Annotated in this window: 15 protein-coding genes; 5 read left to right on the top strand and 10 right to left on the bottom strand. The window is 66.8% G+C overall.

All coding sequences use genetic code 11. The annotated features are described in order from the left end of the window. Positions 1–4: 4 nt before the first annotated feature. From BMY53_RS08870 to BMY53_RS08860, 3 genes are all read left to right on the top strand, one after another. Entirely contained in the window at positions 5–559 is a 555-nt protein-coding gene (locus BMY53_RS08870; RefSeq protein ID WP_092945643.1) for a chorismate--pyruvate lyase family protein, read from the top strand. Between the two features lie 38 nt (positions 560–597). Continuing rightward, on the top strand, positions 598–1,773 hold the full coding sequence (locus BMY53_RS08865) for an HPP family protein (RefSeq protein ID WP_092945642.1): 1,176 nt from the start codon (positions 598–600) through the stop codon (positions 1,771–1,773). Positions 1,774–1,904: 131 nt separating this feature from the next. After that, the gene (locus BMY53_RS08860; RefSeq protein ID WP_092945641.1) at positions 1,905–2,522 is read left to right on the top strand and encodes a DUF4337 domain-containing protein; all 618 of its coding nucleotides are present in this window, start codon (positions 1,905–1,907) and stop codon (positions 2,520–2,522) included. 18 nt (positions 2,523–2,540) lie between these two features. Here BMY53_RS08860 and ubiA read toward each other — a convergent pair whose 3' ends face one another. The 6 genes from ubiA to BMY53_RS08830 form a co-directional block, all read right to left on the bottom strand. Then, positions 2,541–3,458 carry a 4-hydroxybenzoate octaprenyltransferase gene (ubiA, locus tag BMY53_RS08855; protein ID WP_092945640.1) on the bottom strand — a complete coding sequence of 306 codons (918 nt, stop codon included), beginning with the start codon at positions 3,456–3,458 and terminating at the stop codon, positions 2,541–2,543. A 32-nt stretch (positions 3,459–3,490) separates the two neighbouring features. Next, entirely contained in the window at positions 3,491–4,468 is a 978-nt protein-coding gene (locus tag BMY53_RS08850) for a branched-chain amino acid ABC transporter permease (RefSeq protein WP_092945639.1), read from the bottom strand. Between the two features lie 25 nt (positions 4,469–4,493). Continuing rightward, positions 4,494–5,381: a branched-chain amino acid ABC transporter permease gene (locus BMY53_RS08845; RefSeq protein WP_092945638.1), complete on the bottom strand. Its 888-nt coding sequence runs from the start codon at positions 5,379–5,381 to the stop codon at positions 4,494–4,496. 22 nt (positions 5,382–5,403) lie between these two features. Continuing rightward, entirely contained in the window at positions 5,404–6,576 is a 1,173-nt protein-coding gene (locus tag BMY53_RS08840; RefSeq protein ID WP_092945958.1) for an ABC transporter substrate-binding protein, read from the bottom strand. 168 nt (positions 6,577–6,744) lie between these two features. Further along, positions 6,745–7,455, bottom strand: coding sequence for an ABC transporter ATP-binding protein (locus BMY53_RS08835; RefSeq protein ID WP_092945637.1), 711 nt, complete (start codon positions 7,453–7,455; stop codon positions 6,745–6,747). Then, positions 7,452–8,225 (bottom strand): ABC transporter ATP-binding protein, encoded by a 774-nt coding sequence (locus tag BMY53_RS08830; protein ID WP_092945636.1) that lies wholly within the window; start codon positions 8,223–8,225, stop codon positions 7,452–7,454. Before BMY53_RS08830 ends, BMY53_RS08835 begins: the two co-directional genes overlap by 4 nt. A 316-nt stretch (positions 8,226–8,541) precedes the next feature. On the opposite strand from BMY53_RS08830, the gene BMY53_RS08825 reads away from it, so the two are divergent. Both BMY53_RS08825 and BMY53_RS08820 read left to right on the top strand, forming a co-directional pair. Then, the gene (locus tag BMY53_RS08825) at positions 8,542–9,498 is read left to right on the top strand and encodes an MBL fold metallo-hydrolase (protein WP_092945635.1); all 957 of its coding nucleotides are present in this window, start codon (positions 8,542–8,544) and stop codon (positions 9,496–9,498) included. Positions 9,499–9,641: 143 nt separating this feature from the next. Next, positions 9,642–10,187 carry a porin family protein gene (locus BMY53_RS08820; protein ID WP_177200796.1) on the top strand — a complete coding sequence of 182 codons (546 nt, stop codon included), beginning with the start codon at positions 9,642–9,644 and terminating at the stop codon, positions 10,185–10,187. On the opposite strand, the gene BMY53_RS08815 is transcribed toward BMY53_RS08820, so the two are convergent. The 4 genes from BMY53_RS08815 to BMY53_RS08800 form a co-directional block, all read right to left on the bottom strand. Beyond that, positions 10,188–11,828 (bottom strand): peptide chain release factor 3, encoded by a 1,641-nt coding sequence (locus tag BMY53_RS08815; protein WP_092945633.1) that lies wholly within the window; start codon positions 11,826–11,828, stop codon positions 10,188–10,190. Positions 11,829–11,974: 146 nt separating this feature from the next. Continuing rightward, positions 11,975–12,598, bottom strand: a complete 624-nt coding sequence (locus BMY53_RS08810; protein WP_092945632.1) for a type 1 glutamine amidotransferase family protein — start codon at positions 12,596–12,598, stop codon at positions 11,975–11,977. Between the two features lie 75 nt (positions 12,599–12,673). Beyond that, the gene (locus tag BMY53_RS08805; RefSeq protein ID WP_092945631.1) at positions 12,674–13,003 is read right to left on the bottom strand and encodes a hypothetical protein; all 330 of its coding nucleotides are present in this window, start codon (positions 13,001–13,003) and stop codon (positions 12,674–12,676) included. A 28-nt stretch (positions 13,004–13,031) separates the two neighbouring features. Continuing rightward, positions 13,032–14,273, bottom strand: coding sequence for an acetate/propionate family kinase (locus BMY53_RS08800; RefSeq protein WP_092945630.1), 1,242 nt, complete (start codon positions 14,271–14,273; stop codon positions 13,032–13,034). Between the last annotated feature and the right edge of the window lie 16 nt (positions 14,274–14,289).

Genomic DNA, 14,289 nt, shown 5'->3' with positions numbered 1-14,289 from the left:
CGGGATGGGGATCGCTGACCGTTGGGGCCTGCGCGCCTGGCTGCGCGCGCCCGGCTCGCTGAGCAAGCGCCTGGCCGCCACGGGCTGCCGCTACGAGGTGCAGGTGCTTCGACAGGCCGTGGCGCCGTTGCGGGCGCCGGAACGTGCGGCGCTGGGGTTGCCCCGCCGTGGCTGCACGGTGGTGCGGGAGGTGCTGTTGCGGGTGGATGGCCAGCCTCTGGTGTGGGCCCGTTCGGCGCTGCATGGCAGCGCGCTGGCCGGGCCCTGGAAGGCCGTCAAGGGCCTGGGGGCCCGACCGTTGGGCCACCTGTTGTATGAAGATCCGCGCATTCACCGCAGTGAACTGCAGCCTCGACGGCTGTCGCGGCATGGGCACACCCGTCGCCAGATGGAGCGCCAGTGGCGGGCGGCCACCGGGGTGCCGGCGCCGGCGCAGATGCAGTGGTCGCGCAACTCGGTCTTCACCCGCCACGGCATGCAGTTGCGGGTGATGGAATTGTTTGTCCCGACGGTGGCCGAGCGGTCACCCGGCTCCTTGCGGCTGAAACGCCGGCGCTGAGCGCGGCGGGGCAGGCGCTCTTTATTCCGGACACCGCCATGAGTGGAACGAACTCCTTCCCGAAAACCCCCAGGTGGGATGCGCTGCGGCAATGGCTGTTGGCACTGCGCCCTGCGCCATTGCGGGTGGACGCCCGCGAGCGGCTGCGGGTGGTGGCGGGGGCCAGCGTCGGCCTGTTGCTGACCGCTTGCCTGACTGAATGGCTGATGCCGCATGGCGGTGGCCTGCCGTGGCTGGTGGCGCCGCTGGGGGCCAGCGCGGTGTTGGTGTTCGGCGTGCCGGCCAGCCCGCTGGCACAGCCCTGGGCCGTGGTGGCGGGCAACACCGCGTCGGCCCTGGTGGGCATTGCCTGTGTGCACCTGCTGGGCGATGTGCCCGAAATCGCCGCGGCGGCCGCCGTTGGGCTGGCGATCGGCCTGATGTTCCTGCTGCGCTGCCTGCACCCGCCCGGTGGTGCGGCGGCCCTGCTGATGGTGCTGACAGGCGTGAAGGGCTGGACCTTTGCGCTGGAACCCGTGCTGCTCAATTCCTGCCTGCTGGTGGCGGCAGGCATGGCCTACAACAGCCTGAGCGGCCGTCGTTATCCGCACCCCCAGGTGGCGGCCGCCGCACCCGTGTCGGCCGGCCCCACCGAGGCCGGTGTGTTTGGCGAGGCCGACCTGGAGGCAGCCCTCGCGCATTACAACCAGGTGCTGGACGTGCCGCCGGATGACCTGCGCAGCATCCTCAACGAGGCCGGCCTGACGGCGGCGCGGCGGCGCATCACCACGCTGCGCTGCTCGGACGTCATGTCCACCGACCTCAAGGTCGTCGAGTGGGGCACACCGTTGCAAGACGCCTGGGCCCTGCTGCGAGAGCATCAGATCAAGGCGCTGCCGGTGATCGACCGGGCCCGCCGGGTCGTCGGCATCGTGACCTTGAACGACTTCATGCGCGAAGCCTCGCTGGATGTGCATGACGAGTGGCCCACGCGGTTGCGCCGCCTCATCCTGCCGACGCCGACCAGCCACAGCGACAAGCCCGAGGTGGTGGGCCAGATCATGACGCGGCAGGTTCGCGTGGCCAGTGCCGACCGGCCGCTGGCGGAGCTGGTGCCGTTGTTTGCGGACACGGGCCATCACCACATTCCGGTGGTCGGGCCAGAGGCGCGCCTGGTGGGCATCCTGACGCAGTCCGACCTGGTGGCGGCGCTGGCCCGGATGGACAGGCTTTGAGATCCCCATCAGCCTCGATTAAGCCAGGGGCCACCGGGGTCGCCTAGACTTCGCCGCGAGCCGGCGGACGTGCTGCCGGCCTTGCCCCTTGTTCCGACCCACGCCCCACCAGGCCCGAGGCCTCCGACCCGATGGACATCGATCCCGAAGAGCTGATTGAGAACGCCCGCCAGGTGAATGACCTGCCGCCGCCCACGCATCGCCCAGGCGCGCGGCTCAATGCCACCGTGGCGGTGACGGTGGCGATCCTGGCCACCTTCATGGGCATCTGCAAGGTCAAGGACGACAACATCGTCCAGGCCATGCAGCAGGCCGAGGCCAACCGTATTGACCACTGGGCCTTCTACCAGGCGCGCAACATGCGCGAGGAGGTGGCCAAGGCCACGCTGGTGCAGCTGGCGTTGCAGGCCCAGTCCGCGCCAGCCTCAGCGGCCGAGGGTTATCAGAAGGCCATTGCCCAATACCGGGCGCTGGCCGAGGAGCAGGGGCGCAAGAAGGAAGAATTGCGCCAGCAGGCCGAGGCCGACCAGCAGGCCTATGACGCGTTCAACTACCGGGATGACCAGTTCGACCTGTCGGACGCGTTGCTGGCGATTGCCATCGCCATGCTGGCCATCACGGCACTCACGCAGCTCTGGGCCTTGTATGCGGCGGCCCTGGTGCCTACCGCGCTCGGGGTGGTGATGGGCGTCGCCGGGCTGGCCGGGTGGGCGCTGCACCCCGATGCCATCGTGCGGTTGCTGTCGTAGGGCTCGTACGGGCGGTGCTCAGCGCAAGCTCAGGTCCAGCACCGTGCCGGCAAAGATCGCGAAGCCCAGCCAGTGGTTCTCACGGAAGGCGCGGAAGCAACCGTCGCGGGTGCGGTCCTTGATCAGCAGGTAGTGCCAGACCACCTGGCCGGCCGCCACGGCCATGCCGGCCAGGAACCAGTGGCCCATGCCCAGCTGCAGGCCGATGCCGGTCCACAGGGCCAGGAAGATCACGTAGAAGCTCATCACGCCGATGACGTCGAAGCGGCCGAGCGTCAGGGCGGAGGTCTTGATGCCGATGCGGATGTCATCGTCGCGGTCGACCATGGCGTATTCGGTGTCGTAGGCCAGCACCCAGAACAGGTTGGCCAGCAGCAGGCCCCAGGCGGCCAGAGGTACGGAGGCACGCACGGCCTCCAGGCTCCACTCGCGCCCGCCGAGAACGGCGGAGAACGCCATCGGAATGCCGAAGGAGAAGGCCACGCCCAGCACGGCCTGGGGCATGGACACCCAGCGCTTGGTGAAGGGGTAGAGGATGGTGACCGCCAGCGCGGCGAAGGACAGCAGGATGGTGGGGGCGTTGGTGGACAGCACCAGTGCAAAAGCGACCAGTGATAGCACGGCGCCCAGACCCAGGGCTTCCTTGACGCTGACCATGCCGCTGGTGACCGGGCGTTGTGCGGTGCGTTTGACGTGCTTGTCGAACTCGCGGTCTGCCACGTCGTTGACGGCACAGCCCGCGCTGCGCATGAGCACGGTGCCCAGCACGAAGACCAGCAGCAGGTGCCAGCCCGGCCATCCGTCCGCCGCCATCCACATCGCGGCCAGCGTGGGCCACAGCAGCAGGTAGCTGCCCGCCGGCCGGTCCCAGCGGATCAGGTTCAGGTAGAGCGACAGCCGGGAGGGTGCGGCAGGGGAGGGTGCGGCGGAGGTCATGGGGCCATTGTCGGCCAGCGCCGGGTGTCTGCTCAGGCAGGCTTGCGCAACCGCTCCCAGAGCGCCCCCGCCTCACCCACCAGCCCACGCCGGAAGGCCAGCACGCAGATGATGAAGATCAGGCCGGTCACCAGGCTGACCGATTCACCCAGGCCGGCAAACCACTGGATGCCGGTCAGTCCGGCCAGCCACTGGCCCAGGTCTCCGATCTTGTTCTCCAGGGCGATGATGAGCAGCGCGCCGATGATGGGCCCCACCATCGTGCCCATGCCGCCCACCAGGGTCATGAGGATGACCAGGCCGGAGGTGGTCCAGAGCGCGTCCGTGAGCGTGGCAAAACCCAGCACCAGCGTCTTGGTCGCCCCGGCCAGGCCCGCCAGCGCGGCCGACAGCACAAAGGCCAGCAGCTTGAACCGGTCGGTGTCGTAGCCCAGCGAAATGGCTCGCGCCTCGTTCTCGCGGATGGAGGTCAGCACCTGGCCGAACGGGGAATGCACCGTGCGGTAGATCAGCCAGAAGGCAAAGGCGAAGATGGCCAGCACCAGGTAATAGAGCGTGGTGTCGTTGTCCAGCCCGATGCCCAGCAGCGAGCCGCGCGGCACCGATTGCAGGCCGTCCTCACCCCCGGTGAAAGACGCCTGCAGGAAGAAGAAGAACAGCATCTGCGCCAGCGCCAGCGTGATCATGGCGAAGTAGATGCCGGAACGGCGGATGGCCAGCAGCCCGAACACCAACCCTGCCAGCGCCGCCATGGCCGTGCCAAAAAGAATGCCCACCAGCGGCGGGAACCCCCACACCTTCAAGGCATGGCCCGCCGCATAGGCGGCCGTGCCGAGGAAGGCGGCGTGGCCGAAGCTCAGCAGCCCGGTGAAGCCGATCAGCAGGTTGAATGCACAGGCGAACAGCGCGTAGCACATCACCTTCATCGCAAAGATGGGATACACCCCCGCCAGCGGCAGCAGCGCCACCGCGATCAGGAGCACGACATAACCCGAGGTCTTCTTGTTCATCGACAGAGGCGTCCTGGTCGCGAAGTCATTTCTCTTTGCCGAACAGCCCCGCCGGCCGCACCAGCAGCACCAGGGCCATCACCACAAACACCACGGTGTTGGAAGCTTCCGGGTAGAACACCTTGGTCAGGCCCTCCACCACCCCCAGCCCCAGGCCGGTCAGGATGGAGCCGAGGATGGACCCCATGCCACCGATCACGACCACCGCAAACACCACGATGATCAGGTTGGACCCCATCAGCGAGTTCACTTGCAGGATGGGCGCGGCCAGCACACCGGCGAAGGCGGCCAGCGCCACACCACCGGCATAGGTGAATGTGATCATGCGTGGCACGTTCACCCCAAACGCCTGCACCAGGCGCGGGTTCTCGGTGCCGGCACGCAGCGTGGCGCCCAGCGAGGTTTTCTCGATCAGCGCCCACACCCCCAGACACACCACCAGCGAGGCCACCACCACCCAGGCCCGGTAGTTGGGCAGGATCATGAAACCAAGGTTGGTGGCCCCGGAGAGCGCTTCCGGGACGGCATAGGGCTGGCCGGACACGCCGTAGAACGAGCGGAAGATGCCCTCGATCACCAGGGTGATGCCGAAGGTCAGCAGCAGCCCGTAGAGATGGTCCAGCTTGTACAGCCACTTCAACAGCAGCCGCTCGATCACCAGCCCGAACAGACCCACCACCAGCGGCGACAGCACCAGCATCACCCAATAGTTCAACCCCAGCTGTTCCAGCCCCATCCACGCCAGGAACGCGCCCATCATGTACAGCGCGCCATGAGCGAAGTTGATGATGTTGAGCATGCCGAAGATCACCGCCAGCCCCAGCGACAACATTGCGTAGAACGAGCCGTTCACGAGCCCGAGCAACAACTGGCCCAGCAGGGCGGGCAGCGGGACGCCAAAGATTTCAGTCATTGCGCGGGCTCGTGTTCAGGGATTACTTCTTCACCAGCGGGCACTTGGAGTCGGCGAGCTTGGTGAACGCCTCATCCCCAGGAATGCGCGTGACCACCTTGAAGTAGTCCCACGGCTCGGTCGACTCCTTCTGCGACTTCACCTGCAGCAGGTACATGTCGTGCACTGCGCGGCCATCTTCCTTGCGGATGGTGGCCTTGGTGTAGAAGTCATTGACCGGGGTGGCCTTCATCTGCGCGATGACCTTCTCGCCATCATCGGTCTTGGCGGCCTCCACCGCCTTCAGGTAGTGCGCGGTGGCGGAATAGTCCGCAGCCTGCAGGGACGAGGGCATGCGCTTGAGTTTCTCGAAGAAGCGCCGGCTCCACGCACGGGACTCGGCGCTCTGGTTCCAGTACCAGCTGTCGGTGAGGTACATGCCCTCGGTGGTCTTCAGGCCCAACGAATGCACGTCATTGATGAACATCAGCAGGCCGGCCAGCTTCATCGTCTTGGTGATGCCGAACTCGTTGGCCGCCTTCACCGCATTGATGGTGTCACCGCCCGCATTGGCCAGCCCCAGGATCTGCGCCTTGGAGCTCTGGGCTTGCAGCAGGAAGGAGGAGAAGTCGCTGGCATTGAGTGGATGCTTCACGCTGCCCAGCACCTGCCCGCCCGTCTTGGTGACCACGGCCGACGTGTCCGACTGCAGCGAGGTGCCGAAGGCGTAGTCCGCAGTGAGGAAGAACCAGGTCTTGCCACCGGACTTGGTCACCGCAGCGCCCGTGCCATTGGCCAGCGCCACCGTGTCGTAGGCATAGTGGATGGTGAACGGGGTGCAGTCTTCGTTGGTCAGCCGCGAGGTGCCCGCGCCAATGGAGATGAAGGGCTTCTTCTTCTCCGCCGCCACCTTGGCCATGGCCAGGCTGGTGCCGGAGTTGGTGCCGCCGATCAGCAGGTCCAGCCCCTGGGTGTCGAACCATTCACGCGCCTTGGAGGCGGCGACGTCCGCCTTGTTCTGGTGGTCCGCGAAGAAGAACTCGATCTTCTTGCCCGCCACCTGGCCCTTGGCATCCGCGATGGCCATCTTGACGGCCTCCACGCCGCCCGCGCCGTCGATGTCCGCGTAGACGCTGGACATGTCGGTGATGATGCCGATCTTCACCACGTCACCCGAGAACTGCGCCTGGGCGCCGGTGGCCGCGCCCGCCAGCATCAGGGCGGCAGCCAGTGGCTTGAGGACGTTGCGGGCGCTGCTGGTGTTGCTGGTATTGCTGGTGTATTGAGCCTTGAAAGCCTCAAGCGCCTTGGGGAAGGCGGGTTTGCTGTTCTTCATGCTTGTCTCCTTGTTCACGGCCTTTGATGGTGGCCTGTTTGCCTGGGATCACACACTCAGCAACTGGTCGAGCAGCGCGCGTTTGGCCGCCAGCTCCACCGCCGGGAAGGATTCAACGACCTGCCCGTGTTCCATCACGACGAAATGGTCCGCCAGCGGCGCGGCGAACCGGAAGTTCTGCTCCACCATCACAATGGTGAAGCCCTGGGCCTTGAGCGCCGTGATCATGCGGGCCAGGGCCTGGACGATGACGGGTGCCAGCCCTTCCGAGATTTCATCCAGCAGCAGGATGTCCGCGCCGGTGCGCAGGATGCGGGCCACCGCCAGCATCTGCTGCTCGCCGCCCGAGAGCCGGGTGCCCGGGCTGTGACGCCGCTCCGCCAGGTTCGGGAACATGGCGTAGATCTCCGGCTCGGACATCACCTTGCCGCGGCCGCCCTTGAGCGCGGGCGGCAGGCGCAGGTTTTCTTCGGTGGTGAGCGAGGCAAAGATGCCGCGTTCTTCCGGGCAGTAGCCCAGGCCCAGCCGGGCAACACGGTGGGTGGCCAGATGGACGCTCTCCTGGCCATGCACCTTGATCGATCCGCTGCGGCGGTCCGTCAGGCCCATGATGGCGCGCAACGTGGTGGTGCGGCCCGCGCCGTTGCGGCCCAGCAGGGTCAAGACCTGGCCCTGGGGGACGGTGAGGTCCACGCCATGCAGGATGTGGCTCTCGCCATACCAGGCCTGCAGCCCCCGGATTTCCAGCGCGGCGGTCATCCGTGCGCTCCCTGCAGTTCGGCGCTTTCGCTGCCCATGTAGGCCTCGAGCACGGCCGGATGGCGGGAGACGGTGGCGTAGTCGCCTTCGGCCAGCACCGCGCCGCGCGCCAGCACGGTGATGCGGTGGGCGATGCTGCTGATCACCTTCATGTTGTGTTCCACCATCAGCACGGTGCGCCCCTCGGCCACCCGCTTGATCAGGGCGGTGACCCGGTCCACATCTTCATGGCCCATGCCCTGCGTGGGTTCGTCCAGCAGCATCAGCTCGGGCTCCATGGCCATGGTGGTGGCGATCTCCAGGGCGCGCTTGCGCCCGTAGGGCAGGTCGGCGGCGCGCAGGGACGCGGCATCCCGCAGGTCCACCAGTTCCAGCAGCGCGAGCGCGCGCTCGTCCAGCGCGCGCAACGCGGTCATGCTCTTCCAGAAGTGATAGCTGGTGCCGGTGAAGCGTTGCAGCCCGATGCGCACGTTCTCCAGCACCGTGAGGTGGGGGAAGACCGCGGAAATCTGGAAGGAGCGGATCACGCCGCGCCGCGCGATCTGGGCCGGTTTCTCGCCGGTGATGTCCGTGCCGTTGAACAGGATCTGGCCTCGGGTGGGCGTGAGGAATTTGGTCAGCAGGTTGAAGCAGGTGGTCTTGCCGGCCCCATTGGGGCCGATCAGCGCGTGGATATGCCCGCGCTGAACCTGCAGATCCACGGCGTCCACGGCGGTGAAGCCTTTGAACGTCTTGGTCAGTTTGCGTGTCTCCAGGATGAGTGTGCTCATCGGCGCAAGGGTGGGCATCGGTGTCCGGTGCCTCTGTAGTGGAGCCAGGAATTTAGGGTGCGGCCCGCCGCAGCGGCGAGCGTAGAACCCTTTACGTAGCATTGCGCAAGGGCTAACCCTTGGATGCGGTCAGTGCACGCGCAAGCCCTGTTCAGTTCGCCTGCGTCGGCTTTCAGCACGCTGACATGAGACTTTGCAGGGGGACCTGGGCCACTCTTCCAAAAGAGGAGGGCTTCTCTGCTGCAAAAGGCAGGCGGTTGCGCGCGTCGTTATGCTGCGCGCTCATTGAAATCCCTGATCCTCCAAGGAGAGCCGCATGATTCGTCTGAACCAACGCTTTGCCGCCCTGGGCCTGGCCATGGCACTGGCCGCCGCCGGTGTGCAGGCCGCCGCGCCGCAGGTCAAGACCCAGGCGCCCGGCTATTACCGCCTGATGCTGGGCGACTTCGAGATCACCGCGCTGAACGACGGCACGCTGGACCTGCCGGTCGACCAACTGATGGACAAGGCCAAGCCCGGTACGGTGGTGAAGGCGCTGCAGAAGGCCTACCTCAAGCCGCCCGTGGAGACCTCGGTCAACGCCTACCTGATCAACACCGGCACCAAGCTGGTGCTGATCGACACGGGCGCCGCCGGCCTCTTCGGCCCCACGGCCGGCCGTCTGCTGACCAACCTGAAGGCCGCAGGCTATCAGCCCGAGCAGGTCGACGAGATCTACATCACCCACCTGCACCCGGACCATGCCGGCGGCCTGACGCTGGACGGCAAGGCGGTGTTCCCGAATGCCGTGGTGCGCATGGACCAGCATGACGCGGACCACTGGCTCAACCCCGCCAACGCGGCCAAGGAGCCGGAAGGCCACCGTGGCTTCTTCCCCGGCGTCATCGCCGCGCTCAAGCCCTACCAGGACGCCGGCCGCGTCAAGCCGTTCACCGGCACGGCTGAACTGGTGCCCGGCATCCATCCGGTGGCCGCACCCGGCCATACCCCGGGCCACACCATCTACATGGTGGAGAGCCAGGGCCAGCAACTGGCGGTGTGGGGTGACGTGATGCACGTGGCCGCCGTGCAGTTCGCTGACCCGTCGGTGGCGATCAACTTCGACAGCGACTCCAAGGTCGCGGTGCCGCAGCGCGAGAAGGTGTTTGCGGATGCCGCAAAGAAGGGCTACTTCGTCGCCGTGGCCCACCTGTCCTTCCCCGGCATCGGCCACCTGCGTGCGGACGGCAAGGGCTACACCTGGGTGCCGGTGAACTACAGCATCAAGCCCTGACCCCACCTGGTCCTGGTCGGCCGCACCGGGGACGGTGCGGCGGGCGATCCCACCAAGGGGGGGCACCCTCCCCAAGTGGGAAACAGATCGTTATGCTGCGCCTCGCCGAATTGGGCGATATACGAATCATGGAGGGGAGCAGCATGAGAACTTTTGTGGCCACCTGCGCGTCGGCGATGGTGCTGACCGCTGCCCTGGGCGCGTCCAGCGATGCCCATGCGGAAGACCCGAACCCCGGGTTGACGCCGGGTGTTTATGGCCAGTTCGCCATTGGCGCGGCCAACGGCAGCAATCCCAACTATGACAAGAGCAGCACCCTGTCGGTGGCCTGGGGCCTGGGTTACCGCTTCACGCCCAACCTCGGGGCCGAGGTGTTCCTGCGTGGCCTGAACTTCGACATCAACCTGTTTGCGCCCAACCGTGATTACGCCTATCCCGAGCGCCATGTCGGCGTGGCGCTGACGGGCTCGCTGCCCATCAGCAGCATCTTCAACGTGACCGGGCGCGCGGGCATCGGCCAGACCACCTTGAAGCGGGACAACGGCCCCGACTCCACCAAGACCTCTGCGTCCGCCGGCGTCGGCCTGGCCCTGCAACTGGGCAGTCACATGGCGCTGACCACCGGCTATGAACGGTATGCCGGGGTCAACGTGAATGTGTGGAATCTGGGTTGGGAGCTGCGGTACTGATCAGGCGTCCATCTGCTTCTGGAACACCAGCCCGGCATGTTCCCGCAAGGCGTGGAACTTGATCTTGGGCCAGTTCTCCTGCATGGCGCGGAGTTCCCCGGCGTATTCCAGCAGCACCGTGGGCGCGTTCACCGCGTCCCAGGCCACCCGGTGGGCGTTGTGGTCGATGAAGCGGCGCAGCTCCTTCTCCCCACCATCGGCCTCATCGCAGGTGACCCAGCGCGCCACGTTGTAGCGGGCGGCGGTGATGCGCGCCTTCACCTTGTATTCGTGCTCCAGGCGGTGCGCCACCACTTCAAACTGCAGCTGGCCGACGGCGCCCAGCAGCAGCACGCTGCCCGCCTCGGGACGGAAGACCTGGATCGCGCCTTCCTCGCCCAGCTGGCGAAGCCCTTCACGCAGCTGCTTGGTCTTGAGCGGGTCCGCGACTTCCACTGAGCGGAACATTTCGGGCGCGAAGAAGGGCAGGCCGGTGTATTGCAGCGCTTCGCCCTCGGTGATGGTGTCCCCCAGCTGCAGCACGCCGTGGTTCGGGATGCCGATGATGTCGCCAGCAAAGGCCTCGTCCAGCAGCTCGCGGCGCTGGCTCAGGAAGCTCACCACTGTGTTGGGCCGCAGCTCCTTGCCGGAGCGCACCACCTTGAGCCGCATGCCGCGCTCGAAGTGGCCGGAGGCCACGCGCAGGAAGGCAATGCGGTCGCGGTGCGCCGGGTCCATGTTGGCCTGGATCTTGAACACCACGCCGGTGAACTTGGGTTCTTCCGGCTGCACCACACGTTGCATGGCGGCGCGCTCGGCAGGCGGCGGCGCCAGTTCCACCAGGGCGTCCAGCACTTCCTGCACGCCGAAGTTGTTGACGGCGGAGCCAAAGAACATCGGGGTCTGGCGGCCGGTGAGGAAATCGCTCTCGCTGAAGGCGGGTGCCGCCTCGTTCACCAGTTCGATCTCGCTCTGAGCGTTTTCATACTGCATGCCGAAGCGCTCGGCATAGGCCGGGTTGTCCAGGCCGTCCAGCACTTCTTCGGTACCCGCCGCGCGGTCTTCACCGGGCGAGAACACGCGCATGCGCTTCTGGCGCAGGTCCATCACGCCATGGAAGTGCTTGCCCATGCCCACCGGCCAGGTGAACGGCACCACGGTCATGCCCAGCTCCTGTTCAATCTCGTCCATCAGGGCGAGCGGGTCCTGCACTTCGCGGTCCATCTTGTTGACGAAGGTCAGGATGGGGGTGTTGCGGGCCCGGCAGACCTGCAGCAGGCGCCGGGTTTGCGGTTCCACGCCGTTGGCGGCGTCGATCACCATCAGCGCCGCATCCACGGCGGTCAGGACGCGGTAGGTGTCTTCGGAGAAGTCCTGGTGGCCCGGGGTGTCGAGCAAGTTGATGACGCAGTCACGGTATTCCATCTGCATCACCGACGAGGCCACGGAAATGCCCCGTTGCTTTTCGATTTCCATCCAGTCCGAGGTGGCATGGCGCGTGGCCTTGCGCGCCTTCACCGAACCGGCGATCTGGATGGCACCCGAGAACAGCAGCAGCTTTTCGGTCAGCGTGGTCTTGCCCGCGTCAGGGTGGGAAATGATGGCGAAGGTGCGGCGGCGGCGCACTTCGGACTGGATACGGCTGGGTTGGTCGGTAGACATGGCGCGAATGGTGGGGTCGCGCCCGGACCAGGACCGTCGTCGATACAGGGTCCGGTGGGGGCCGGCATCAACCGGCCCGGGTCAGGCGCGCAGGGGAAAAATGGGTGCCGAAGCGGCGAACCCGCGATTATCGACGATGCCGCCCGCTAAGGCGGACTGGGGGGCGTGGCGGGCGCCATGAAAGGCCGCACGATGCCCAGCAGGCTGTCCACATAGTCACTTTTCTGGCCGACCGGGGCGGCATGCCCCAGGGCCTCCCGCGCGGTCTCCTCACCGGCCTTCTGCCAGATCAGCCAGGCGGACAGGTATTGGGAGGCCAGCCCGCCGCCGGCCGTGGCCACCGGCCCCCGGGCATGGAAGGGCTCATTGAGCACCCGTACACCGGCCTCGACCAGCCAGGGGCGGGCGGAGCCGTCGGTACAGGCCGGCACCTCCCCCAGCAGGCCCAGCCGGGCCAGCAGCAGGGCGCCGGCACCGTGGGCGGCAAACATCTGGCGCGTGGGGTCGAGCTGGAGCCGGTCCAGCAGGGCGGAATTCTCGGCGATGGCGCGGGTGTAGAGCCCTGCGCCGAACCAGACGGCGTCCGCTTCGTTGGCCCACTCCAGCGGCCGCTGCACCTGGACGTTGACGCCATTCATGGACGTCACCATGCCGCCGGGCCCGCACAGTTCGGCGGACCAGCCCATCGGCTTGAGGCGGTTCAGCAGCCCGAGCGGCACGAAGCAGTCGAGTTCGTTGAATCCGTCGAAGGAGAGGATGGCGATATGCATGGCGTTGCGCCGACTTTATCGCTGCCGGCCGACTCTCCCAAGTCCAAAGGGTCTTTTTACCCGGGGCTGCCCCGGCTACCTGGGCGTGCCCAGTTGGGTGCCCACACGGACCAGCAGGTGCTGGCGCACCCGCGCGACCACTTCGGCCGCATCCGCGGCCCCCAGCTCACCCGCCAGCCGTTTCTGGATCTCGTAGTGCAGGAACACCATGCCTCGCAACTGTTCAAACGCACCCTGATGGTCGCTATGGCAGAGGCTGGTGTCGTTGTCGAGCACGCGGTTGATCACGCCGGGCTCCAGCAGGCGGATGTTGCACATGACCGCCAGCTGGACGATCTTCAGGTCCACCTCCTCGGTGGTGTGTTCCCACTCCTCGTGGCTGTGGCGTTGGTTGGGGGTTCGCATGGCAATATTCCTTGAGGCCGTGAATGGCTCAGTCCGGGGTGACGAGGGCCTCGTAAGTGTGACGCGCCATCATGAGCTCTTCATCGGTGGGGATGACCCAGGCCTCGCAGCGGCTTCCCGGGGCGCTGATGCGCCGGGCGCCATGCGGCGTCTGCGGCGGTGCCCGGTTGGCATCGTCGTCGAAGCTCAGCCCCAGCCATGCGCAGCGTTCCAGCACACGTCGGCGGATGGCCTGCGCATGTTCGCCAATGCCGGCGGTGAAGACAATACCGTCCAGGCCACCGAGGTCCGCCGCGAGCGCTCCGATCTCGCGGACGATCCGGTGGACAAACAACTCCACCGCCAGCCGGGCGTGCGGCGAATCACTGGCCAGCAAGGTCCGCATGTCGCTGGAGAGACCGGACACGCCCAGCAGGCCGGACTCCTTGTAGAGCAGGTGTTCCAGGGCGCGGGCATCCATGCCGCGCTGGTCCATCAGGTAGAGCAGCACGCCGGGGTCCACTGATCCGCTCCGGGTGCCCATGGGCAGGCCCTCGACGGCCGTGAAACCCATGCTGGTGGCCACACTGCGGCCACGGATCAGCGCGCAGGCACTGGCGCCGTTGCCCAGGTGCAGCACCACCACGCGGCCGTCGGCCAGCGCGGGAGACAGCGCCGGCAGGCTCGCAGCGATGTATTCATAACTGAGGCCATGGAAGCCATAACGGCGCACCCCGGCCTCGTACAGCTCATAGGGCAGGGCATAGGCCTCCGCCACCACGCTCTGGGTGCGGTGGAAGGCGGTGTCGAAGCAGGCCACCTGCGGCAGGCCCGGCAGCCCTTCCAGGGCACGGCGGATGGGCCCCAGGTTGTGGGGCTGGTGCAGCGGGGCCAGGGGGATCAGGGCTTCCAGCCGGGCCAGCACCTCGGGGGTGACCACCACCGGCTGGTCAAAGTCCGCGCCGCCGTGCACCACACGGTGGCCGATCGCCAGCATCTCGAGGTGGGGGTATTCGTGGCTGACGAATTCCACCAGATGGTCGATGGCCCGGTCGTGGGTCAGGGTGGCCACCGGCCAATCGCGGGTGCCGGCCGAGCTGCCGTCGGCATGCCGCGCCTCGAAGTGCGGCGAGGTGCCCAGCCCCTCCACCTGCGCATGCAATTCGAAGCGCAGGGGCGCGACGCCCGGCGCCGTCTCTGCATCCGCATGCAATGAGAACAGTGAGAGCTTGACGCTGGATGAACCTGCGTTCACCACGGCGATGAATTCGCCTTCGAGTCTGGGGTCCATGTCGCCTCCGTATCGT

The sequence above is a fragment of the Roseateles sp. YR242 genome (genome assembly GCF_900109745.1).
GTDB lineage: Bacteria > Pseudomonadota > Gammaproteobacteria > Burkholderiales > Burkholderiaceae_C > Roseateles.
This window is presented reverse-complemented; position numbering and strand designations above follow the sequence as displayed.

Coding starts and splice junctions, on each gene's coding strand:
- BMY53_RS08870 (WP_092945643.1), top strand. CDS start 5: ATGGGGATCGCTGACCGTTGGGGCCTGCGCGCCTGGCTGCGCGCGCCC.
- BMY53_RS08865 (WP_092945642.1), top strand. CDS start 598: ATGAGTGGAACGAACTCCTTCCCGAAAACCCCCAGGTGGGATGCGCTG.
- BMY53_RS08860 (WP_092945641.1), top strand. CDS start 1,905: ATGGACATCGATCCCGAAGAGCTGATTGAGAACGCCCGCCAGGTGAAT.
- ubiA (WP_092945640.1), bottom strand. CDS start 3,458: ATGACCTCCGCCGCACCCTCCCCTGCCGCACCCTCCCGGCTGTCGCTC.
- BMY53_RS08850 (WP_092945639.1), bottom strand. CDS start 4,468: ATGAACAAGAAGACCTCGGGTTATGTCGTGCTCCTGATCGCGGTGGCG.
- BMY53_RS08845 (WP_092945638.1), bottom strand. CDS start 5,381: ATGACTGAAATCTTTGGCGTCCCGCTGCCCGCCCTGCTGGGCCAGTTG.
- BMY53_RS08840 (WP_092945958.1), bottom strand. CDS start 6,576: ATGCTGGCGGGCGCGGCCACCGGCGCCCAGGCGCAGTTCTCGGGTGAC.
- BMY53_RS08835 (WP_092945637.1), bottom strand. CDS start 7,455: ATGACCGCCGCGCTGGAAATCCGGGGGCTGCAGGCCTGGTATGGCGAG.
- BMY53_RS08830 (WP_092945636.1), bottom strand. CDS start 8,225: ATGAGCACACTCATCCTGGAGACACGCAAACTGACCAAGACGTTCAAA.
- BMY53_RS08825 (WP_092945635.1), top strand. CDS start 8,542: ATGATTCGTCTGAACCAACGCTTTGCCGCCCTGGGCCTGGCCATGGCA.
- BMY53_RS08820 (WP_177200796.1), top strand. CDS start 9,642: ATGAGAACTTTTGTGGCCACCTGCGCGTCGGCGATGGTGCTGACCGCT.
- BMY53_RS08815 (WP_092945633.1), bottom strand. CDS start 11,828: ATGTCTACCGACCAACCCAGCCGTATCCAGTCCGAAGTGCGCCGCCGC.
- BMY53_RS08810 (WP_092945632.1), bottom strand. CDS start 12,598: ATGCATATCGCCATCCTCTCCTTCGACGGATTCAACGAACTCGACTGC.
- BMY53_RS08805 (WP_092945631.1), bottom strand. CDS start 13,003: ATGCGAACCCCCAACCAACGCCACAGCCACGAGGAGTGGGAACACACC.
- BMY53_RS08800 (WP_092945630.1), bottom strand. CDS start 14,273: ATGGACCCCAGACTCGAAGGCGAATTCATCGCCGTGGTGAACGCAGGT.